Raw genomic sequence first — 19,851 nt, 5'->3', positions numbered from 1 at the left:
ACCAAAGTTGGTCAATAGTTGTCATCGGCGCGATGCGGAGTTACCTTTCTCCGCATGGTCACTGTTGACCGCCGGACCCTGCTCAAAGCGGGGGTGACCGCGACCGCGGCCGGCGCACTGGGGATGACGACCACCGGGACGGCTGCGGCGGCCGTGCCGACACCGACGATCCACCCGACGTCCGAGTGGGGCGCGCGGCCGGCGAGCGGCGCGATCGTGGTGGAGAACCACAGGCCGACGTACATCGTCGTGCACCACACGGTGGACCCGGGCAACAACACCGACTACTCGCTGGCGCACGCCCTCCAGATTTCGCGCGACATCCAGAACTTCCACATGGACACGCGCGGCTGGATCGACACCGGCCAGCAGTTCACGAACAGCCGCGGCGGCTACGTCACCGAGGGCCGCCACCGCAGCCTCGAAATCCTGCGCGGCGGCACCCAGCACGTCCAGGGCGCCAACGTCGGCAACCACAACAGCGAGTGCATCGGCATCGAGAACGAAGGCCTCTACAGCACGGTCGACGTCACGACGGCGCTGTGGAACTCGCTGGTCGGGCTGGTCGCCTACATCGCGCACCAGTACTCGATCACGCCCGAGTTCATCAAGGGCCACCGCGACTTCAACTCGACCGAGTGCTGCGGCCAGGTGCTCTACGACCGGCTGCCGGAGCTGCGGACCGCGGTCGGCCGCGTCCTCGGCGTCTCGGTCGCGCGCACCGAGGCGGAGTGGCCGCTGCTCAAGCCGGGTGCTACCGGCAAGAAGGTGCAGCTGGCGCAGCAGTTCCTGCGGTCGTCGGGCTTCGACGTGCCGACCGACGGCGTCTTCGGGAAGTCCACGACGGACGCCGTGGCCGCGCTGTCCGCCCGGGCCGGCCTCGAGCAGGACACCTGCACCGCGGCGAAGGCGGCGGACGAAACCGGCTTCCTCGGCGCCGACGTCTGGCCGCTGATCGTCCCCGCCGACCGTTCGACCGCCGCTTGGCGGGCAGACCTGTCCCGCACTTAAAGCGCACTTTCCCTATGAAAGCTCCGCTTTGTGGCGCAAAGTGGAGCTTTCGTAGGGAAAGTGGCGTTTCAGCGGGCGAGGACGCTGCTCAGGAAGGCCTCGACCGCGCCGCGGTAGGTCTCCGGTGCCTCGTCGTGCGGTAGGTGCGCGGACCCGGGCACGACGAGGTGCTTCGCGCCCGGCACGCGCGCCGCGACGGCGGCCTGCTGGCCGGGCGGCATCGCCGTGTGCTCGCCCTCGACCAGCAGCAGCGGGCAGCGGATGGCGTCGACGACGTCCCAGTAGTCGCGGCGGCCCCACTCGGCCGCGATGACGTAGAGGTCCTCCAGGTCGGCGACCAGGTGGTAGCCGTCTTCACGCTCCTCGACGCAGTCGGCGAAGTACTCGCCCGCGTCGCCGAAGAACTCGCGGACGTGGTCGAGCGACTTGAACGGCACGGGCCAGCTCTCGAAGTACCCGCGCCAGGTCTCGACGGTCCGGCCGCGCTGGTCCGGCGCGAAGTCCTCGGACACGACCGCGCGCACCAGCTCCGGGTAGCGCGCGGCGGTCGTCCACGCGTGCAGGCCGCCCATCGAATGCCCGATGAGCACGGCCGGGCCCGCGTCGAGGGTCCGGAGCGCTTCGGCGACGTCGTCGGTGAAGCGCTCGGTCGTCCACGGGCCGACGCGCGGGGCGCTGCCGTGGCCGCGCGCGTCGAGGCCGTACACCGCGCCGTAGGGGCGAAGCCATTCCGCGACCCGCCGCCACGTTCGCGCGCGGCCCATCAATCCGTGGAGCAGAACGATCGGCACGCCGGTGCCGCCGAAACAGAGCACGCGGCCACCTAACCACAAAAGGCCTGGTGCGGAACGTGACCGAGTGATCGCTTTCCATCACCTATGGTGTTCGTATGCGCCGCCGACTCGCTGCCCTCGCCGTCTGCGCCGCGGTGATCCTCGCCGCGGCCTGCGGCGGTGACGCCGTCCCCGGCGTGCCCCAGCCGCCGCCGATGCACCCCTTCCCGGGTGCGGCCGGCGCCGGTGATCCGTATTACCCGGACGACGGCAACGGCGGCTACGACGCACTCGGCTACCAGGTGGGCGTCACGTACGACCCGCCGAGCGGCCACCTCGACGGCGACACGACGGTCACCGCGAAGGCCACCCAGGACCTCAGCCGCTTCGACCTCGACCTGCGCGGGCTGACCGTGCGGGGCGTCGAGGTCGACGGCCAGCCGGCCCGCTTCAGCCGGGAGAAGGCGCACGAGCTGGTGATCACGCCGTCGTCGCCGATCCGCGCGGGCGCGACGTTCCGCACGCGGGTGATGTACGGCGGCGAGCCGGCGAGGACCCCGCACGAGGGCGGCAGCGAGAACGGCTGGCAGCGCTCGGCCGACGGCGGCGCGTTCATGGTCGGCGAGCCGCACTCGGCGGCGTTCTGGTACCCGGTCAACGAGACCCCGCGAGACAAGGCCACCTTCACGCTCACGGCGCACGTCCCGGCCGGCTGGACGGTGATTTCGAACGGCCGCGAGGGCCCGCCGGGCACCTGGACCGAGCCGAACCCGGTGGCGAGCTACCTGACGACGATCGCGATCGGCAAGTTCAGCGTCGACAAGTCGACCCTGTCCGACGGCACCCCGGTGGTGTCGGCGTACGCCCCGGGCGCCGAGGCCCACCGCGCGATCGGCGACCGCCTGCCCGAGGTGCTCGGTTTCCTGACCGCCGAGTTCGGCCCGTACCCGCAGTCGGCGGCGGGCGGCGTCTTCCTGAACGAGGACGTCCACTTTTCGCTGGAGACGCAGACGCGGCCGACGTACGCGAAGTGGGCGGACCTGCCGACGCTGGTGCACGAGAACGCCCACGAGTGGTTCGGCGACTCGGTGTCGCTGCGCGATTGGTCCGACATCTGCCTGAACGAGTGCTTCGCGTCGTACGCGCAGTGGCTGTGGGCCGAGCGCGAGGGCCAGAGCCTGGACGACCGCTACCGCGCGGCGATCGAAATCACCCGCGGCAGCACGGACTTCTGGTCGCAGAAGCTGGTCGGGATGGGGCAGGGCCACGAGTTCGAGGGTGTCTACAACAAGGGAATCCTGGCGCTGCACGCGTTGCGCCGCGAAATCGGCGACCCGGCGTTCGGCCGGCTGCTGAAGGAGTGGCCGGCCCGCTTCCGCCACGCGAACGCGACGTGGCCGGACTTCGAGGCGATGGCGGCGAAGGTGAGCGGCAAGGACCTGCACCAGTTCTTCACGGCGTGGTTCCACGGCACGACACTCCCCGCGGACGCCGACCTCTTCCCCGGCTCACTGCGCAGCTGAGCTGCCCAGCAACGACCGCGTCAGTGCACTCCGCGCGTCCTGCATCTCCCGCAACGCCGTCGTCAGCTCCTCGTCCCCGACCACCACTTCCTCGTCCGGACGCGCGGCCAGCGACAGCAACGAAGCCCGACGCAACAGTTCCTTCGCGAACGACGCCGTAACCCCTTCCGTCGCCTCGACGATCGGCGCGAGATCCGCCGTCAACCGCAAACCGCGGCCGTACAAGCGAAGCAGCGCTTCACGGCCCACCGCGTCCGGCAGCGGGATCTCCACCGCCAGGTCGACCCGGCCCGGGCGGTCCGCAAGCGCTTTCTCCAGCTCGCTCGCCCGGTTGGTCGTCAGCAGGAACGTCACGTCCGCGTCGCCGCCCACGCCGTCCATCGCGTCGAGCAGGGTGAACAGCAGCGGCTGCACCTGCGGGCCGTAGCTGCGGTCCTGGGCGATCAGGTCGACGTCCTCGAGCACGACCACGCTCGGCTGCAGGCGGCGGGCCAGCTCGGCGGCCTTGCCGACGAAGCGCATCGCCGTGCCGGTCAGGATGATCACCGTGGTGGCCGGGAGGCGGCCCATCAGGTAGCGGACCGTGTGCGTCTTGCCGGTGCCGGGCGGGCCGTGCAGCAGCAGGCCGCGTTTGAGGTGCTGCCCCGCTGCCAGCAGCCGCCCGCCGTGTTCGGCGATGCCGACCGTGTGGCGCTCGATCGCGTCGAGCACGCCCTCCGGCAGCACGACCTCCTCGTCGGTCAGGGTGGGCCGCGGGAGGAACGTGAGCAGTTCGTTGGCGCGGTGCTCGCTGGTGCCGAAGGCCAGCACCTGCCCGCGCAGGAGGTCGTGCTCGGCCATCAGCCGCTCGACGCGGTCGCGCACTTCGGTGGCGGTCGCCCGTGACGTCGAGAGGACCTCCAGCCGGCACTGCTCGAGGCCCCACTGCGGGGTCGCGCCGCGGATGGCCACCAGCACCGGCTCGCCGCCCGGCGCGCTCGTGCCGACCAGCCCCAGCTGGACGGCTTCGGTCGCGTCGTGCGGGCCGGTCGCCGTGGTGGTGTAGTCCACCGAGCCCAGCTCGTACATCCCTTTGCTGCGCGCGGTGGCGAGCATCCCGATCAGGTCCTCGTGCGTGCGCTGGCCGCCCGCGATGCCGAACCAGCCGACGGCCGTGCCGTGCTCGGCGAGGTAGGCGTCGACGCCGCGCTGGATGTTGGCGTGCTCCCACATCGGCCAGTTGCGCGTCACGACCACCACTTCCGGCAGCGGCGCCCCCAGGTGGCCGGTCACGCGGTCGATCAGCTCGTTGCCCGCGCCGCCCGCCACCTCGTCGGCGGTGGCGCGGACGATCCGGGCGATGTCGGTGGCCAGGTCCCGCTCGGTGCTCCCCATGACCCCAACAGTGGCACGGGTCACACCGCGGAGCCAACTACGCTGGGGCCATGAGTGTCGTGAAGATCAACGCTATCGAGGTCCCCGAAGGTGCCGGCCCCGAACTGGAGAAGCGCTTCGGCGCCCGCATGCACGCGGTCGACCAGCAGCCCGGGTTCCTCGGGTTCGAGCTGCTGCGCCCGGTCTCCGGTGAGACGCGCTACTTCGTGTACACGAAGTGGGAGACCGAAGAGGCCTACCAGGCGTGGGCGAAGGGCGGCCCGGCCGCGGCGGCGCACTCCGGCGAGCGCGCCAAGCCCGTTTCCACCGGCGCGAACCTGCTGGAATTCGAGGTCGTCCTCGGTTCGAAGCCGGGTGAGTGAGCTCGCTCGCGCGGCGGAGCTGCTCGACGGCGCCGGCGCACTCCTGATCTGCGCCGGCGCCGGCATGGGCGTCGACTCCGGCCTGCCGGACTTCCGCGGCGGCGAAGGGTTTTGGCGCGCGTACCCGCCGTACGCCCGGCTCGGGCTGCGGTTCGAAGAACTCGCCGACCCGCGGCACTTCGCCGATGATCCCGAGCTGGCTTGGGGTTTCTACGGGCACCGGCTGGCGCTGTACCGCGAAACCGTGCCGCACGAAGGTTTCCGGCTGCTCCTCGACATCGGCGAGAAGCTGCCCGGCGGCACCCGGGTGTTCACGTCCAATGTGGACGGACAGTTCCAGGCAGCGGGTTTCGCGCACGTCGCCGAGGCGCACGGCTCGATCCACCACCTGCAGTGCCTTTCCGGGTGCACCTCCGAGATCCGGCCCGCGGCCGGCCTCGACGTCGCCATCGACGAAGAGACCATGCGCGCGGTGCCGCCACTCCCGTCGTGCCCCCGCTGCGGCGGGCTCGCCCGCCCCAACATCCTGATGTTCGGCGACTACGACTGGGTCCCGGACCGCAGCCAGGCCCAGCTCGACGAGCTGACGGCGTGGCGGCGCACCGCGCACGACCTCGTGGTGGTGGAACTGGGCGCGGGCCAGGCGGTCCCGACGGTCCGCCGCTACAGCGAACTGGCCAGCGCGGCGACCGGCGGGTTGATCCGGATCAACCCGCGCGAACCGCAGATCCGCCACAACCGCGGCGTCTCCATCGCGGCCGGCGCACTGGAAACCCTGCAAGCCCTCGTGAGCGGGAAGCAAAGCTAGTTGACCGAGCCCACCGAGGTAGCGATCGTGACCGATTTGACAGCAGCCCTGACCTAGCCACAAGTAGGACTGCTTCGCGTGATCGCCGAGCCGGCCTTCTCCAGACGAGTTCGCCCCAAGTGGCGCTACGTCGAAACGGAAATGCGCCGGCTCGGGTACCGCGGCCCCGAAGTCGTCAAGACCCTGCCGGTTGCAGGGGCCCGGCAGATAGTCGGCCCAGAGCTACAGCACCGTGTGGTACGACCGCCACAACCTTCAGCCACAGAGCGAAGTGTTCTTGACCATGGCTGCCACGCTTCACCTGCCGGAGTACAGCGATGCGGGCGTCGGCTTCATGTCCTTCCTGCGAGCGTGCGCCAGGAAGATCCACGAGGCGCCGAATGCCCCTGTCGAACGCTCTTCTTCCGATGATCTTGCAGCACGAGCCCTGCAACATCGCCACCAGGGTCGAAATTCCCACCGAATCGTCGAACTGGGCTATCGCCATCGACCAGCACGTCCTCGACTACGAAGACATGACCGAGCTGCGCCAGTACGTCGAACACGTAACCGAAACCATCGATCGAGAAACCAGCTACCTGGATTTCTCGGGACCGATCTACGCGGGGTCGAACTTCATCGGAGTCGCAGCGCAAGAGTCGACCACTGCAGAAGTCGACACGAAGCCTGACAGCTCCAACAACTATGTGAGCAGCCGCTTCACCGAATCACTCAAGGCGAAAAGTGAAGCCAGTTCATTCGACCTCGACAAGCTTTTGCGGCTCACAAGCGAGCTGAACCAGAACTTCGCCCAACGGAACCCGTACGCCTGCCACGCGCTGCTTCGAACCATCCTCGATCACATCCCCCGATTTTCGGTCAGCGGAATTTCGATGCGGTGGCCGCGAACCACAGCTGGTCGAGGAGCGACAAGAAGTACATCAAGTTCCTCGCCGAGTTCAGGGGACAGGCGGACGATGTGCTGCACCGGCAGATCGGCAGCTCACCCAGCTTCATCGAGATGGAAGACCTTCCGCCGAGGGCTCGCGTAAATGCCCTGATGGCCGAGGTCCTCCGTCTCCTTTGACGGCGTGGGCCGTCGGCGCCGGCGCACTGGAAACCCGCGAGCCCTCCTGACCTAAGGCAGGCGCACCTCGGCGAACACCGCCCGATGGTCGCTGCCTGGGACGTCGAACACGCGGTAGTCCTGCACCGCCGCGCGGTTGTCGACCACGACGTGGTCGATCGTCACCACCGGCAGCGGCGAGGGCCACGTCGGGGTCAGCGCCGAGCCGTGCTCCTCCGCCGCGTCGTTGTAGCCGCGGGACAGCACCGTGCGGAACGCCGCGTGGTCCAGCGTCGCGTTGAAGTCGCCGGCCAGGATGCGCAGGCCGTGCTCGCCCGCCGCCCGGGACAGGTCCTTCATCTCGCGCTCCCACTGCGGGGTGTCGACGTCCGGGGAGATCGGGTGGACCGCGACGATCTCCGCCGTCACGCCGTCGCCGAGGTCGGCCTGCGCGCCCGGCTGCTTGGCCGCCGAGTCGCCGGTCAGGTTGACCTCGCTCAGCGGGAAGCGCGACACGATCCCCGAGCCGAACGCGCCCGGGGCCGGGTGCAGCACCTTGTACGGCAGGAGCTGGAACAGCCCGGCCGCGGTCAGCCCGTCGACCACCCGCGGCGTCATCTCGACCAGGTTCAGCACGTCGATCCGCTGCTCGCGCACCAGGTCGACGATCGCCTTCGGGTCCGCCTGGCCGTAGAGCAGGTTCGACGAGAGCACGCGCAGTGTCTTGCCGTGCACTTCACGTTGCTCGCTCGCCGACAGGCGCGGGACCACGAGCACGGCCAGCGCGATCGCCAGCACCAGCGCGACCCCGCCGACCCACCAGCGCCGGCAGGCCAGCGCCAGCCCGCCGGCGAGCACGCCCGCGGCCGCCGCGTACGGCGTCAGCGACAGCGCGACCAGGGTGTACCAGTCGCCGTCGAAGCCGATCAGGCGCAGCGCCGCCAACCCGGCCAACGGCACCACCGGTACCACCAGCAGGGCCGTGACCAGCGGATTCTTCCGCCGCGACCGCGTCTCTTCCGCAACCACCATGCCGCCGAGTATGCCCAGCCCCGGCGCGGACGGCTCGGGCACCGGCAACTCCTCCACAAGATCTCCACCAGCGGCTGCCAGCGCCTGCCAGCGCGCTGTGCGCGGCCTGCCAGCGCCGCCGTCCACAGTGGTGCCAGAACCCGCGACGAGCGAAGGAGGACGCCCATGTCGCACGCGATCCAGGCCGAGGGCCTGGTCAAACACTTCGGGGAAACCAAGGCGCTGGACGGGGTGGACCTCGAAGTCCCGTTCGGCAAGGTCGTCGGGGTGCTGGGGCCGAACGGCGCCGGCAAGACGACCGCCGTCCGGATCCTGGCGACCCTGATGAAACCCGACGGCGGGAGAGCCACCGTGGGGGGCTACGACGTCGTCAAGGACCCGGTCCGGGTCCGCGGCCTGATCGGCCTGACCGGGCAGTACGCGTCGGTCGACGAGGACCTGAACGGCACCGAGAACCTGGTCCTCATCGGACGGCTCTACGGGATGCCCCGCGCGCACGCCAAGAAGCGGGCCGCCGAGCTGATCGAGCGGTTCGAGCTGACCAAGGCGGCCAAGCGGCCGGTCCGGACGTACTCGGGCGGAATGCGGCGGCGGATCGACCTGGCCGCGAGCCTGGTCGGCGGCCCGGAGGTGCTCTACCTCGACGAGCCGACCACCGGGCTCGACCCGCACGCCCGCAACGAGGTCTGGGACGTCGTCCGCGGCCTCGTCGCCGAGGGCGCCACGGTGCTGCTGACCACGCAGTACCTCGAAGAAGCCGACCAGCTGGCCGACAAGATCACCGTGTTCGACCACGGCCGCGTCGTCGCCGACGGCCGCGCCGACGAGCTGAAGCGCCGCGTCGGCGGGCAGACGCTGCAGGTGCGCCCGACGCAGCTGTCCGACATGGACGCCGTCGACCGGATCCTCGCCGACCTCAGCGGGGTACGGCCGTCCCGCGACACCGGGACCGGGCTTCTCACCGCGCCGGTCAGCGATCCGGTGCTGCTGTCCACCCTGGTCCGCAAGCTGGACGAAGCCGGGATCACCGCGGATGAGCTGGCGCTGCGGCTGCCCAGCCTCGACGAGGTGTTCCTCGCGCTGACCGGACACGCGGCCGAACCGTCCGCTGAGGACACCACCCGCGACCTCGAAGGGAGCCTGGCATGACAACGCTGGCGCTCGACCGCCCGGCCCCGCCGCGGCACATCAGCCCCGTCAAGGGACTCCAGCACTCGCTTTCGCTGGCCTGGCGCGGCATCCTGAAGATCCGCAAGAACCCCGAGCAGCTCGCCGACGTCACGTTGATGCCGATCGTCTTCCTGGTCATCTTCGTCTACCTGTTCGGCGGCGCGCTCTCCGGCTCGACCGACGCCTACCTGCAGATGGTCGTGCCCGGCATCATCGTGATGAACATCCTGCAGGCCTGCCTGACCGTCGGCGTGCAGCTCAACACCGACGTCACCAAGGGCGTGTTCGACCGCTTCCGCAGCATGCCGATCGCCCGCTCGGCACCATTGGTCGGCGCCGTGCTCGCCGACGTCGTGCGCTACCTGGTCTGCCTGGTGGTGCTGATGGTCGTGGCGACGCTGATGGGCTACCGGATCGCGACCAGCCCCGGCGAGTTCGCCGTGGCCATCCTGCTCGCGCTGGCGTTCGGCCTCTGCTTCTGCTGGGGCTCGGTGTTCGTCGGCATGCTGATGAAGACGCCGGGTTCGGCGCAGGCGCTGATGTTCGTCTTCATCATGCCGCTGACGTTCGGCAGCAACGTGTTCGTGCAGACGTCCACGATGCCGGGCTGGCTGCGGGCGTGGGCCGACATCAGCCCGGTCAGCCTGATGGCGAACGCGTTGCGCGGCTTGATGAACGGCGGCGCCGTCGCCGGTCCGCTGGCCGGCGCGCTGGCCTGGATGGCCGGTGCCGTCGTGGTGTTCTTCCCGCTGGCCACGTGGGCCTACCGCCGGCGGGTGTGAGGGCGCGGAGACACGGGGGTGTTCCGCACCAGGGGAAGGTCGTGAGTGGTCAGGCGGGTTCTAACCCGCCTGACCACTCACGACCGGTTTCAGTCCAGTTCGGCCAGGAGCCAGGCGATCGTGTCCTTTTTGGACACGGCCCTGGCTTCTTCGTACTTCGCGTCGTAGTCGGGCAGCACCGCACGCAGGTCGTCGATGAGCGCGCGGACCTCGGGGCTGCCGAGGTCGAGCCGCCCGCGGATGACGGCGGACGCGGCGAGCACCCGGGCCGCCGTCTCGTGCTCGCCCTGCTGCTCGCGGATCATCGCCAGCAGTTCGACCGCGCCGGCCATGTCCGGCATGTCACCGCGTTTGCTCGTCGCCCGGACCGCGGCGACGGCGTGCGGTTCCGCCTCGTCGGCCCGGCCCTCGGCCAGCAGGATCCGCGCCTCGAAGGCGTGCACGAACTCGTCGCCGATGCCGCCGGGGAACCAGTCGTCGCCGCCCATCGCGGTGACGCGGTCGAGCAGCGCCCGCGCTTCGACCAGCTCGCCCGTGCGCAGCAGCAGTTCGAGCCGCCCGAACATCAGGATCGCCCGGTGCTGCAGGTTCGTGATGCCTTCGCCGTAGCGCTCCGCGGCTTCCTGGTCGCGCCAGGCCCCTTCGAAGTCGCCGGTGCGCGCCCGCTCGACGGCCAGCCGCCACCAGTGCTGCACGGCGTCTTCGAACGACCGCAGCTCGATCGAGAGCGCCAGGCCCTCCTGGTAGGTCTCGATGGCCTTCGCGCTGTCGCCGTCCTGGGACAGCGCGTACGCCTTGAAGCTCAACGTCATCGCGGTGCCCCAGCGGTCGCCGACCTCGGCGAACCCGGTGTGCGCCAGATCGCGCGCCCGGTCCGCGCCCGCGACGTCGCCCGCGTCGTCGAGGAGGAAGCTCTCCACCCAGTGGCCCCCGGCACGCGTCCAGGTGTCCCCGCTCGCCTGGGCCCGGCGCACCTCGCGGATCGCGATTTCGCGGTCGCCACCGAGGAAAGCGAGCATCGGCAGCGCCACCGCCAGCCCGGGGTACCGCTCCACCGCGTTCGTGCGCACGCACTCGTCGACCAGCCGGAGGATCTCGCTCTGCTCGGACCGGACCGGGATCGCGTCCATGAGGTAGAAGAGCGCCCGGTAGGCCGCCCCGACCGCGGGCGGCAACCGGTCGCCGAAGTCGAGGGTCTCGCGGATCAGGCCGCCGACCCGGTGGCCCTGGCCGAGGATGGTCAGGTACCAGAACATCCCGTCCAGCAACGCGACCGCGTTGTCCACATCGGACATCTCGATCGCACCGCGCAGGGCGTCGATCATGTTCGCGTTCTCGGCCTCGTACTGGTCGATCGCGCGCAGCTGCTCGGCGGTGCGCAGCGTCGGCTCCAGCCGCTGCGCGAGCTCGGCGTAGCAGGAGGCCATCGCGCGGCGCGTCCGGTCGCGCTCGCCCGACTCGACCAGCCGCTCGGTGGCGTAGGCGCGCAACGTCTCCAGCATCCGGTACCGCGGCTCGCCGAACCCACCGTCCACGGTGTCCACAATGGACTTTTCGACCAGGCTACCGAGCACGTACGGGACGTCGGCCGCGGGCAGCAGCTCGTCCGCGCAGACGGCTTCCACCGGACCCAGCTCGGCCCCGCCGGCGAACACCGAAAGCCGCCGGGCCAGCACCAGCTCGGCCTCGGTCAGCAGGTCCCAGCTCCATTCGACCACCGCGCGCAGCGTCCGCTGCCGGGGCAGCGCCGTCCGGCTGCCCGAGGTGAGCAGCCGGAACCGGTCGCCGAGCCGCCCGGCGATCTGGGCCACGGTCATCGACCGCAGCCGGGCCGCGGCCAGCTCCAGCGCCAGCGGCATCCCGTCGAGCCGCCGGCAGATCTCGCCGACCTGGTCCACAGTGGACTCGTCGAGCACGAAGTCGGGGCGGACGGCCGCGGCCCGGTCGAGGAACAACCGCGTCGAGTCCAGCTCGGCGGCTTCGGCGGGCGCGGCGCGTTCGGCGGGCACCGGCAACGGGCCGAGCGGGCACAGCGCTTCCCCGGTGATGGCGAGCGGCTCGCGGCTGGTGGCCAGGATCCGCAGCCGCGGCGCGCGCTGCAGCAGCTCGTCGGCCAGCCTCGCGGCGGCGTCCACGACGTGCTCGCAGTTGTCCAGCACCAGCAGCGCTTCCGCGCCGCCGAGCACCTCGAGGGCCTGGTCGAGCGGGTCCAGCGGGCGGCGCATCTCGGTGTCGGTGCTGCGGATGTCGCGGATCTCCAGCGCGCCCAGCAGCGCGCCGCCGAGGTCGTCCGGGTCGCGCACGCCGGCCAGCGCGGCGAACCACACGCGGCCGCGCTGCTGCGCCGGGTGCCGTGACGCCGCTTCGGTGGCCAGCCGCGTCTTGCCCGCCCCGCCCGGCCCGGTCAAGGTGACCAGCCGGGCGCCGCCGAGCAGTTCGGCCAGCAGCTTGAGCTCGTCGTCGCGGCCGATGAACGTCGTCAGCCGGGTCGGCAGCCGGTCGGCCACCGGGGCCGGCGGCGCGAGCTCGCCCCGCAGCGCGGCGACGTGGATCTCCTGCAGCTCGGCCGACGGGTCGACGCCGAGCTGGTCGGCCAGCGTGCGGCGGATCCCGGTGTAGACCGACAGCGCCTCCGACTGCCGCCCGGCCGCGCAGAGCGCCCGCATCCGCAGCCCGGCGAGCCGTTCGCGCAGCGGGTCGGCCTCGGCCGCGGCGGTCAGGTCGGCCAGGACCCGGGCGTGCTCACCGAGCCGGATCAGGGCTTCGAACCGGTCCTCGGCGGCCTCGGTCCGCAGCCCGGTGAGCCGCCGCGCGGGAGCGTGGGCGAAAGGCGCGTCGAGGACGTCGGCGAGCGCGTCGCCGTGCCAGAGACCGAGTGCCTCGGCGAGCAGCTCCGCCGCGTAGGCGTCCCGGCCCGCGGCCAGCTCGCGGCGGCCGTCGGCGGCGAGCCGTTCGAACCGTTCCGCGTCGACCTCTTCGCGCGAGACCGCCAGCCGGTAGCCGCCCGGCCCGGATTCGACCGCCACCGGCAGGGCTTTCCGCAGCCGCGAGACCAGCGACTGCAGGGCGTTGGCCGCGTCGGACGGCGGTTCGCCGCCCCACAGGCCGTCGACGAGCGCGTCCGCCGGCACCGCGCGCCCGGCGTCCAGGGCGAGCCTGGCCAGGAGCATGCGGAGGCGGGCACCGCCGATGTCGATCGGGGTGCCGTCGTCTTCCGCCGCACGCAGCGGGCCCAGCAGGGCGACGCGCATGCGTCCAGCTTTCCAGACGGCGGCACGGCACCGGGGCGGGCGGGGCCGGACGGGCCGACGTAAGTGCTGATTATCCGGACAAATGCGACGCGAGCCCCCCAGTGCCCACGTTCGTGGCGATACGTTGCGGGCGAGGTCCACCTGACACCGACAGGAGCGTTCATGAGGGTGAAGAAACCGGTCGTGGTCGCGGCCGCCGTGGTCGCGAGCCTCTGCCTGGGCACCGGCGTCGCCGCGGCCGGCGACGGCTGGGGCGCGAAGCCCGGCAGCGACGGCGCCGGGGACAGCTACTACCCGCAGGACGGCAACGGCGGCTACAACGTCGCGGACTACAACCTCAAGGTCACCTACGACCCGGCGTCGCACCAGCTCACCGGGAACCAGGACATCACCGCGCGGGCGACCCAGTCGCTCAGCTCGTTCGACCTGGACTTCAAGGGCCTGACCGTCGACTCGGTGAAGGTCGACGGCCGGGACGCGAAGTTCAGCCGGACCGGCGACCACGAACTGGTCGTCACGCCGGCGCGGGCGCTGTGGCGCGGCCAGAACTTCAAGGTCAAGATCGCCTACCACGGTGTGCCCGCGCCGATCAGCGACCCGGCGCTCGGCGACAACGGCTGGCAGTACGCCAAGGCGGGCGGCGCGTTCGTCGCCGGCGAGCCGCGGTCGGCGACCACCTGGTACCCGGTCAACGACACCCCGCTCGACAAGGCCACGTTCCACCTGGCGATCACCGTGCCGGACGAGTGGGGCGTGATCGCCAACGGCCGCGAGAAGCCGTCCTTCAAGGCGCCGGGCGGCACCACGCACGTCTGGGCCGAAGAGACGCCGATCGTGCCGTACATGACGACGGTCGCGATCGACAAGTGGACCTTCGACCGCCAGACCCGCAAGGACGGCACGCCGATCGTCAGCGCGTTCGCCCCCGGCGTGCCCGACACGACGAAGCAGGCCGAAGGGCGGCTGCCGGAGATCCTCGACTTCCTCGAGTCGAAGTTCGGCAAGTACCCGATCGACGCCGCCGGCGGCATCTTCCTCAACGAGCAGATCGGCTTCTCGCTGGAGACGATGAGCCGGCCGATCTACTCCGCGGGCTGGGCCGGCACGGTGCCGACGATCGTCCACGAGAACGCCCACCAGTGGTACGGCGACTCGGTGGCGGTCGAGCACTGGAAGGACGTCTGCCTCAACGAGTGCTTCGCCTCCTACGCCACGTGGCTGTGGGACGAGGGCAAGGAAGGCGTCGACCTGAACAAGCAGTACGCGGACGACGTCAAGAAGGCGTCGACGGCGTTCTGGAACGGCAAGCTCTACGACATGGGACAGGGCAACGAGTTCACGTACGTGTACTCGAAGGGCCCGGTGATGCTGCACGCGCTGCGCAACTACGTCGGTGAGCAGGCGTTCTCCCGGGTCCTGAAGACCTGGCCGTCGCTGCACCGCGACGGGAACGCGAACATGCAGCAGTTCCAGCGGTACACCGAAGCCGTCTCGCACAAGAACCTCCAGGGGTTCTTCGACGCGTGGGTGTACGGCACCGGCAAGCCCGCCGACCAGTACCTGTACCCGGGCGGCCTCAAGCCCACCGCCTGACCCGCGTTCCGTGAAGGCCACCTCGGGGAACGTAAGGTTCCCGGAGGTGGCCTTCACGGCGTTTCGGAGGTGGCATGGCCAAGGTGCTGATGACGGGGTTCGCGCCGTTCGGCGGTGAGCCGGTGAACCCCTCGTGGCAGGCGGTTTCGCGGCTCGGCGGGCGCCGGGACGACGTCGCCGCGGTCGAGCTGCCGTGCGAGTTCGCGGCGTCGCTGCCCGCCCTGCGCGCCGCGGTCGAGGAGCACCGGCCGTCGCTCGTGGTGTGCGTCGGCCAGGCCGGCGGGCGGTCCGACGTCACGCCGGAGCGGGTCGCGATCAACCTGGTCGACGCCCGCATCCCCGACAACGCGGGCGCGCAGCCGGTCGACGTCCCGGTGGTCCCGGACGGCCCGGCGGCCTACTTCTCGACGCTGCCGGTGAAGGCCTGCGTGGCGGCGATCCGCGCGGCCGGCGTGCCGGCGTCGGTGTCCCACACCGCCGGGACGTACGTGTGCAACCAGGTCTTCTACGGCCTCATGCACCTGCTGGCGACGGAGTTCCCCGGTGTGCGCGGCGGGTTCGTGCACGTGCCGTTCAGCCCCGGGCAGGTCGCCGCTTCGGGCAAGCAGGCGCCGTCGCTCGGCGTGGACCGGATCGCCGACGCGCTGGACGTCCTGGCGGACACGGCGTTGAAGACGACCGTCGACCTGGTGGTCAGCGCGGGCGCGGAGCACTAACCGCCGCGGCCGGTCAGCTCCACGAACGCCGCCGGGCCCGGGACGTTGTGGTGCACCGTCAGGTCCGCCACCCGGTCGCCGCTCCACGCCGGCGTGAAGCTGACCACCAGCGTGCACCGGCGGCCCGGGGCGATGTCCCGGTCCACGCAGCCGCGCGCGTCCACCGCGAAGTCGGTGCTGTCCAGCTCGATCCCGCTCACCCGCAACGCGCTGGCGCCGACGCTGCGGACCGCCACCGTGCACGTCGTCGTGGTGCGCACCGGGGTCGTGCCGCAGGCGACCGACTCCGGCACGACGACTTTCGCCTCCGCGGCCGCGTCCGGCACCACCGGGAACGTCGCCGGCTTGCCGCGCACGAGGTCAAGTACGGTCACCCCGGTCACCGTCAGCACCAGCGCACCCGCGGCCAGCAGCACGATCGCGATCGCCTTGATGCCGCGGGCGGCGCCGTCCTTGGCGGTGAACCCGCCGGCCGCCAGCACGGTGACCACCAGCGTCGAAACCAGCGTCGCGCTCGGGCCGGCGCCGATCGCGGCCGGGACGAGCGTGCCGAGCAGCGACGCCGCGACCGTGACGGCGAACCCGGTCCAGGAGAAGCGTTTCGCCTCGCGCAGCTGCCTCCGCACGGTCGGCGGCCGGGGCTTCGTCGCGGTGCTCATGCAGGTAAGAGCGCCGAGCACCCCGCGCACGGACGAGGTTCCCCCGTTCGGCGGTACGGCGGGCCGTTCGTGATCTGGGGCACACCGCCGTCGAATCCCCCAGCCGGGCGAGCGAACGGTGTTTACATGTCCCGATGATCGGATTCGAAACCGACCTGCAGGACCTGCGGGATTCGGCCGGTGCTCTGCAGGGCGCGGCCGACGCCGCGGAAGCCGCCTCGAACGGCCTGCGTGGCACCGACGTCCCCGTCTCCTCCGGTGGTGACGGCTTCTTCGGGGGCATCGCCGGGAGGCTCCCCGTGGCCAACGCCTTCGGCCGCACGCTCGGCATGCCGGCCGTCGCGAAGGCCTACAACGACCACCTGGTGAAGATCCAGAAGCTGGTCGCGCAGCTGCACCAGACGACCGCCGACACCAGCCACGCGCTGCTGCGGGTCGCGGAGCTGTACGAAACGGCCGACGAGGACTCGAAGCAGCGCGTCAACCGCGCGGCGGCCGGCCTGGAGGGGAACTGACGTGGACGGCTACTTCGACTCCGGGCTCGACGCCCAGCGGATGTCGAACGGCGACGACCGCCGCGCGGAACTGCTCGTGGGCATTTCGGAGGACCTGGAGGAAGGCGCGAACGACGCCCTCGACGCGCTCGAGATCCTGCGGGTGACCGACTGGATCTTCGGCATGGGCAGCGACGACTCCGGGTTCAAGCAGATGCAGGACGAGACCGCGGGCGTCTACCGCGAGTTCTCCGACGCCGACATCGACCACGAGTCGGCCGAGGGCCTGCAGAGCCTGATCATGAAGCACGACGCCGTCTGGAAGGCGCTGCAGCGCGATTCGAAGCCGAAGCTCGACGACGCCCGGCAGTTCCTCGACGTCTGGCGCGGCTCCGCGGCGAACGCCGTCAAGGCGTACCTGAACGAGCTCGCCGACGCTTTCACCGAGGTCGAAACCAAGATCACGGTGCTGGAGAGCGACATCGTCGCGGCGCGCGAAGCGATCGCTTCGGCCCGGCAGGACCTGAACAACCTCGGCTCGACGTTCAAGCAGACGGCCGAGGACTACCAGAAGTCGCAGGAGCGCAAGCGCGAAGCGGCGATGTCGAAGGTGCTGGCGGCGACGTTCGCGGGCGCGGTCACCGGTTTGCTGACCGTGGCGACCGCCGGCGCGGGCGCGGTGGCGGGCGCGTCGATGTTCACCGCCGCCAACGGGGCGCTGATCGCCGGGAACGCCGCCGGCGGCGCGATCACCGCCGTCGTGGCCAACCAGGCGGAGATCACCGGCGACAACGCGTTCGACCTGTACCAGAGCTTCGCCGAAAGCGCGGGCAAGATCCGCGGCGGCGCCGAAGACGCGGCTCGGACGTTGGCCGACCGCATCGGTGACGAGGCCGTCGACCTGCCGAAGATCCCGGACGCGCCGGACGTCAGCCCGGGTGCGAACTTCGACCCGTCGAACTTCGAGACCGACCACACTTCGCGGCAGACGGAGAAGAACGTCCGCGACGCGAACGTCGACATCGCGCCCGACGGCCAGGTGTCCAGCGGCGCCACGCACGCCGGGAGGCTGGGTGGCTGACGGCCCGGACCGCGATGCCCTGCTGGCCGAGCTGTCCGCGCTCTCGGCGACGGCGACGTCCGACGACGGCGCGGTTTCGCTGGCGGTCAACACCGACGGCGTGCTGACCCGGCTGCGGCTGAGCGACGCCGTCTCGGGGATGTCGCCCGCCGAGATCGCGGACGCCGTCCTGCGGACGTACGTCGAAGCGCAGCGCGAGTCGGCGAAGCGGACCGGGCAGCTGCTGGCGCCGCTGGGCAGCGGCGGCTACCTGATGGACCGGCTGCGCTGGCGGGTGCAGTTCGAGCCGGCGCCGGTTCCGGTCGCGCCGCCCGCTGTTCCCCGTGCGGCGGACAGCACCGTGCTCAAGGACCGGTCGTCGGAAGCGCCGGCCGCGGCACCCCCGCCGTCCGGGCCGGTGCCGGACGACGACTACTACGGCAAGGGCATGCGGTTCGAGCAAGCCTGGTGAAGCTCCACTGTGGACTGGTCACCGCGACCACCATCGTTTGCGCGGCGGTTCCGGTTGTGGCGCGTACCGCGGCGGTGGCCGGAGGGCTTGCTGCTGCCACGGCTGGGGCCGCGGCAGCGGCACCGGCGGCCGGACGGGCGCGAACGCGGGCACGGTGAGGTCCGACGTGTCGAGCGGAACGTGGTGCAGCCCGAAGGCGACGGCCGTCTCGGGCCGGTCCTGCGTGGTCGGCGTGACCCCGAGCTGCCGCCCGAGCAGCGTTGCCAGCAACGGCATCCGACTCGGCCCGCCGACGAGGTGGATCCCGGCGAGCTGCCCGGGGCTCAGCCCGGCGCGGCGGATCGTCGTCCCGAGCAGTTCGGCGCTGCGCAGCAGGCTGGGCCGCACGAGCGCTTCGAGCTCGTCCCGGCTGACGAGGACGTCCCCGAACGGCTCGGGCATGGGGACGTGGGTCTGCGCGTGCCGGGAGAGGCTTTCCTTGGCGTCGCGGACGTCTTGCAGGAGCGCCCGCCGCGCCCGCCGGTCGGCGGTGGTCTGCGGCCGCAGCAGCCGTTGCCACTGCGCGGGATCGGCGTGCGACACCGCGCGTCCGATGTGCACGAGCAGCGCCTGGTCGATGTCGAGGCTCCCGAGATCCGGCAGCCCGTCCTCGGCGAGCACGGCGAACCCCTGGCGGTTCACCCCGACGACGGCGCAGTCGAAGGTCCCGGCCCCGAGGTCGTAGACCCCGATCGGCCCGTTCCCGGATTGCCCGAGACTCGCGTAGTGCGCGGCGGCGGCGACGGGTTCGGGAATGAGCCGCACATCGGCGAGCCCGGCTTTACCCGCGGCGGTGCGAATGGCCTCCTGCCGCGCGGCCCCCCACCCGGCGGGGTGCGAGATCCGCGTCTGCCCGGCGGGCCGCTGCAGGAGCCGTTCGGCTTCTTCCCGCATCCGCCGCAGAACGGCGGCGAAGGCGTCGGTGACCGGGACATCGGTGTCGCCGAGCCTCAGCGAGCCTTCGTCGATGCGGCGCTTGGGATTGGCTTCGAACCGGCTGGGATCCAGCCGCGCCCGCCGCTCGGCTTCCCGGCCGACGACGAGCAGCCCGTCATCGTTGAGGAAAACAGCGGAGGCCATGGTGGCGGCCCCATCGACCTCGACGGCCCGCGGCCCGTGCCCGGCGCCGGAGAGCACTCCGACGGTGCTGGAAGTCCCGAAGTCGATCGCCAGCACGTCCACGCGGATTCCCCTCCCAAGGCCCGCGGGCATCGTCTCACGGGCGGAGGAAGCGGCTCAGGCCCCGGCCTCGGGAGCGGAGACGGTGACGTCGTGGTCGTCGAAGTCCGCGACCACGCGCAGCCGGCCGCCGAGAGCCGAGATGTAGCGCCGCAGGGTGTCCAGCTCCATCTGCCCGGGGTCCCCTGCCCGAGCTGACTGATCCTCGGCTGGCTGACGCCCATGCGCTTGGCGAGCTCGGTCTGGCTGAGGCCGGCGTCCTCGCGGAGCTGAGCCAGGCGGAACCCGAGCACGAACGCCTCGGTGGCTTCGCGCGCGGCGGCCCGAGCACCCCCGACGTCCCGGCCGGCGTCCCGGTCGATGGCGGCCTTGTCCGCCTTCACGTCCTTCCAGGATCGGCTCATCGCGTCAGCCCTCCGCTCTGTGACTCAGGTGTTCGCGAAACCGCAGCTCCGCGACGGGGATGTTCCGGTCGTACCAACCCTTCCAGTTCCCGGCCTTGTCGCCG

At 71.3% G+C, this 19,851-nt stretch carries 17 protein-coding genes and 2 pseudogenes; 12 read left to right on the top strand and 7 right to left on the bottom strand.

Going from position 1 to position 19,851, the window contains the following annotated elements; translation table 11 throughout:
• Positions 1-54: 54 nt before the first annotated feature.
• Positions 55-1,011: an N-acetylmuramoyl-L-alanine amidase gene (locus tag ACLJQM_RS07010; RefSeq protein ID WP_410630487.1), complete on the top strand. Its 957-nt coding sequence runs from the start codon at positions 55-57 to the stop codon at positions 1,009-1,011.
• A gap of 68 nt (positions 1,012-1,079) precedes the next feature.
• Here ACLJQM_RS07010 and ACLJQM_RS07005 read toward each other — a convergent pair whose 3' ends face one another.
• Positions 1,080-1,826 (bottom strand): alpha/beta fold hydrolase, encoded by a 747-nt coding sequence (locus ACLJQM_RS07005; RefSeq protein WP_410630486.1) that lies wholly within the window; start codon positions 1,824-1,826, stop codon positions 1,080-1,082.
• 74 nt (positions 1,827-1,900) lie between these two features.
• On the opposite strand from ACLJQM_RS07005, the gene ACLJQM_RS07000 reads away from it, so the two are divergent.
• Positions 1,901-3,307 carry a M1 family metallopeptidase gene (locus ACLJQM_RS07000; RefSeq protein ID WP_410630485.1) on the top strand — a complete coding sequence of 469 codons (1,407 nt, stop codon included), beginning with the start codon at positions 1,901-1,903 and terminating at the stop codon, positions 3,305-3,307.
• On the opposite strand, the gene ACLJQM_RS06995 is transcribed toward ACLJQM_RS07000, so the two are convergent.
• Positions 3,293-4,681, bottom strand: coding sequence for an ATP-binding protein (locus tag ACLJQM_RS06995; protein ID WP_410630484.1), 1,389 nt, complete (start codon positions 4,679-4,681; stop codon positions 3,293-3,295). The two genes, ACLJQM_RS07000 and ACLJQM_RS06995, sit on opposite strands and share 15 nt — an antisense overlap.
• A gap of 50 nt (positions 4,682-4,731) precedes the next feature.
• Here ACLJQM_RS06995 and ACLJQM_RS06990 point away from each other — a divergent pair, with 50 nt between their 5' ends.
• From ACLJQM_RS06990 to ACLJQM_RS06980, 3 genes are all read left to right on the top strand, one after another.
• The gene (locus ACLJQM_RS06990) at positions 4,732-5,043 is read left to right on the top strand and encodes an antibiotic biosynthesis monooxygenase family protein (RefSeq protein WP_247017502.1); all 312 of its coding nucleotides are present in this window, start codon (positions 4,732-4,734) and stop codon (positions 5,041-5,043) included.
• Complete coding sequence (locus ACLJQM_RS06985) at positions 5,036-5,851, top strand: SIR2 family NAD-dependent protein deacylase (protein WP_410630483.1); 816 nt, start codon at positions 5,036-5,038, stop codon at positions 5,849-5,851. Before ACLJQM_RS06990 ends, ACLJQM_RS06985 begins: the two co-directional genes overlap by 8 nt.
• Before the next feature lie 407 nt (positions 5,852-6,258).
• Positions 6,259-6,882, top strand: coding sequence for a hypothetical protein (locus ACLJQM_RS06980; RefSeq protein WP_410630482.1), 624 nt, complete (start codon positions 6,259-6,261; stop codon positions 6,880-6,882).
• Positions 6,883-6,968: 86 nt separating this feature from the next.
• Here the strand turns inward: ACLJQM_RS06980 and ACLJQM_RS06975 are convergent, their stop codons facing one another.
• The gene (locus ACLJQM_RS06975) at positions 6,969-7,928 is read right to left on the bottom strand and encodes an endonuclease/exonuclease/phosphatase family protein (protein ID WP_410630481.1); all 960 of its coding nucleotides are present in this window, start codon (positions 7,926-7,928) and stop codon (positions 6,969-6,971) included.
• Positions 7,929-8,093: 165 nt separating this feature from the next.
• On the opposite strand from ACLJQM_RS06975, the gene ACLJQM_RS06970 reads away from it, so the two are divergent.
• Positions 8,094-9,077: an ATP-binding cassette domain-containing protein gene (locus ACLJQM_RS06970; protein ID WP_247017491.1), complete on the top strand. Its 984-nt coding sequence runs from the start codon at positions 8,094-8,096 to the stop codon at positions 9,075-9,077.
• Complete coding sequence (locus ACLJQM_RS06965; protein WP_410630480.1) at positions 9,074-9,880, top strand: ABC transporter permease; 807 nt, start codon at positions 9,074-9,076, stop codon at positions 9,878-9,880. Before ACLJQM_RS06970 ends, ACLJQM_RS06965 begins: the two co-directional genes overlap by 4 nt.
• An 89-nt stretch (positions 9,881-9,969) precedes the next feature.
• Here ACLJQM_RS06965 and ACLJQM_RS06960 read toward each other — a convergent pair whose 3' ends face one another.
• Positions 9,970-13,131 (bottom strand): BTAD domain-containing putative transcriptional regulator, encoded by a 3,162-nt coding sequence (locus ACLJQM_RS06960; RefSeq protein WP_410630479.1) that lies wholly within the window; start codon positions 13,129-13,131, stop codon positions 9,970-9,972.
• 162 nt (positions 13,132-13,293) lie between these two features.
• On the opposite strand from ACLJQM_RS06960, the gene ACLJQM_RS06955 reads away from it, so the two are divergent.
• Together ACLJQM_RS06955 and pcp are read left to right on the top strand one after the other, a co-directional pair.
• The gene (locus ACLJQM_RS06955) at positions 13,294-14,724 is read left to right on the top strand and encodes a M1 family metallopeptidase (RefSeq protein ID WP_410630478.1); all 1,431 of its coding nucleotides are present in this window, start codon (positions 13,294-13,296) and stop codon (positions 14,722-14,724) included.
• A 74-nt stretch (positions 14,725-14,798) separates the two neighbouring features.
• Positions 14,799-15,440, top strand: coding sequence for a pyroglutamyl-peptidase I (gene pcp, locus ACLJQM_RS06950; protein ID WP_247025477.1), 642 nt, complete (start codon positions 14,799-14,801; stop codon positions 15,438-15,440).
• On the opposite strand, the gene ACLJQM_RS06945 is transcribed toward pcp, so the two are convergent.
• Entirely contained in the window at positions 15,437-16,099 is a 663-nt protein-coding gene (locus ACLJQM_RS06945) for a hypothetical protein (protein ID WP_247017483.1), read from the bottom strand. The two genes, pcp and ACLJQM_RS06945, sit on opposite strands and share 4 nt — an antisense overlap.
• 134 nt (positions 16,100-16,233) lie before the next feature.
• Between ACLJQM_RS06945 and ACLJQM_RS06940 the strand changes: the two genes are divergently transcribed.
• From ACLJQM_RS06940 to ACLJQM_RS06930, 3 genes are read left to right on the top strand one after another with little or no spacing between them, the layout of a single operon-like run.
• A complete protein-coding gene (locus tag ACLJQM_RS06940) occupies positions 16,234-16,614 on the top strand; it encodes a hypothetical protein (RefSeq protein ID WP_410630477.1) in 381 nt (126 codons plus the stop codon).
• A 1-nt stretch (position 16,615) separates the two neighbouring features.
• Positions 16,616-17,674 carry a hypothetical protein gene (locus tag ACLJQM_RS06935; protein ID WP_410630476.1) on the top strand — a complete coding sequence of 353 codons (1,059 nt, stop codon included), beginning with the start codon at positions 16,616-16,618 and terminating at the stop codon, positions 17,672-17,674.
• Entirely contained in the window at positions 17,667-18,125 is a 459-nt protein-coding gene (locus ACLJQM_RS06930) for a YbaB/EbfC family nucleoid-associated protein (RefSeq protein ID WP_360777452.1), read from the top strand. The genes ACLJQM_RS06935 and ACLJQM_RS06930 overlap by 8 nt, the downstream gene beginning before the upstream one ends.
• Positions 18,126-18,155: 30 nt before the next feature.
• Here ACLJQM_RS06930 and ACLJQM_RS06925 read toward each other — a convergent pair.
• Together ACLJQM_RS06925 and ACLJQM_RS06920 are read right to left on the bottom strand one after the other, a co-directional pair.
• Positions 18,156-19,346 (bottom strand): annotated as a pseudogene (locus ACLJQM_RS06925) (Hsp70 family protein); the annotation flags it as partial.
• Between the two features lie 221 nt (positions 19,347-19,567).
• A pseudogene (locus tag ACLJQM_RS06920) lies at positions 19,568-19,747 on the bottom strand (transcriptional regulator); the annotation flags it as partial.
• Between the last annotated feature and the right edge of the window lie 104 nt (positions 19,748-19,851).

The organism is Amycolatopsis sp. cmx-4-83, from assembly GCF_046548815.1.
GTDB lineage: Bacteria > Actinomycetota > Actinomycetes > Mycobacteriales > Pseudonocardiaceae > Amycolatopsis > Amycolatopsis pretoriensis_A.
This window is presented reverse-complemented; position numbering and strand designations above follow the sequence as displayed.

Bases quoted from the DNA above. Each gene is read 5' to 3' on its own strand.
- ACLJQM_RS07010 (WP_410630487.1), top strand. From the start codon at position 55: ATGGTCACTGTTGACCGCCGGACCCTGCTCAAAGCGGGGGTGACCGCG.
- ACLJQM_RS07000 (WP_410630485.1), top strand. From the start codon at position 1,901: ATGCGCCGCCGACTCGCTGCCCTCGCCGTCTGCGCCGCGGTGATCCTC.
- ACLJQM_RS06995 (WP_410630484.1), bottom strand. From the start codon at position 4,681: ATGGGGAGCACCGAGCGGGACCTGGCCACCGACATCGCCCGGATCGTC.
- ACLJQM_RS06990 (WP_247017502.1), top strand. From the start codon at position 4,732: ATGAGTGTCGTGAAGATCAACGCTATCGAGGTCCCCGAAGGTGCCGGC.
- ACLJQM_RS06980 (WP_410630482.1), top strand. From the start codon at position 6,259: ATGATCTTGCAGCACGAGCCCTGCAACATCGCCACCAGGGTCGAAATT.
- ACLJQM_RS06975 (WP_410630481.1), bottom strand. From the start codon at position 7,928: ATGGTGGTTGCGGAAGAGACGCGGTCGCGGCGGAAGAATCCGCTGGTC.
- ACLJQM_RS06970 (WP_247017491.1), top strand. From the start codon at position 8,094: ATGTCGCACGCGATCCAGGCCGAGGGCCTGGTCAAACACTTCGGGGAA.
- ACLJQM_RS06965 (WP_410630480.1), top strand. From the start codon at position 9,074: ATGACAACGCTGGCGCTCGACCGCCCGGCCCCGCCGCGGCACATCAGC.
- ACLJQM_RS06960 (WP_410630479.1), bottom strand. From the start codon at position 13,131: ATGCGCGTCGCCCTGCTGGGCCCGCTGCGTGCGGCGGAAGACGACGGC.
- ACLJQM_RS06955 (WP_410630478.1), top strand. From the start codon at position 13,294: ATGAGGGTGAAGAAACCGGTCGTGGTCGCGGCCGCCGTGGTCGCGAGC.
- pcp (WP_247025477.1), top strand. From the start codon at position 14,799: ATGGCCAAGGTGCTGATGACGGGGTTCGCGCCGTTCGGCGGTGAGCCG.
- ACLJQM_RS06945 (WP_247017483.1), bottom strand. From the start codon at position 16,099: ATGAGCACCGCGACGAAGCCCCGGCCGCCGACCGTGCGGAGGCAGCTG.
- ACLJQM_RS06940 (WP_410630477.1), top strand. From the start codon at position 16,234: ATGATCGGATTCGAAACCGACCTGCAGGACCTGCGGGATTCGGCCGGT.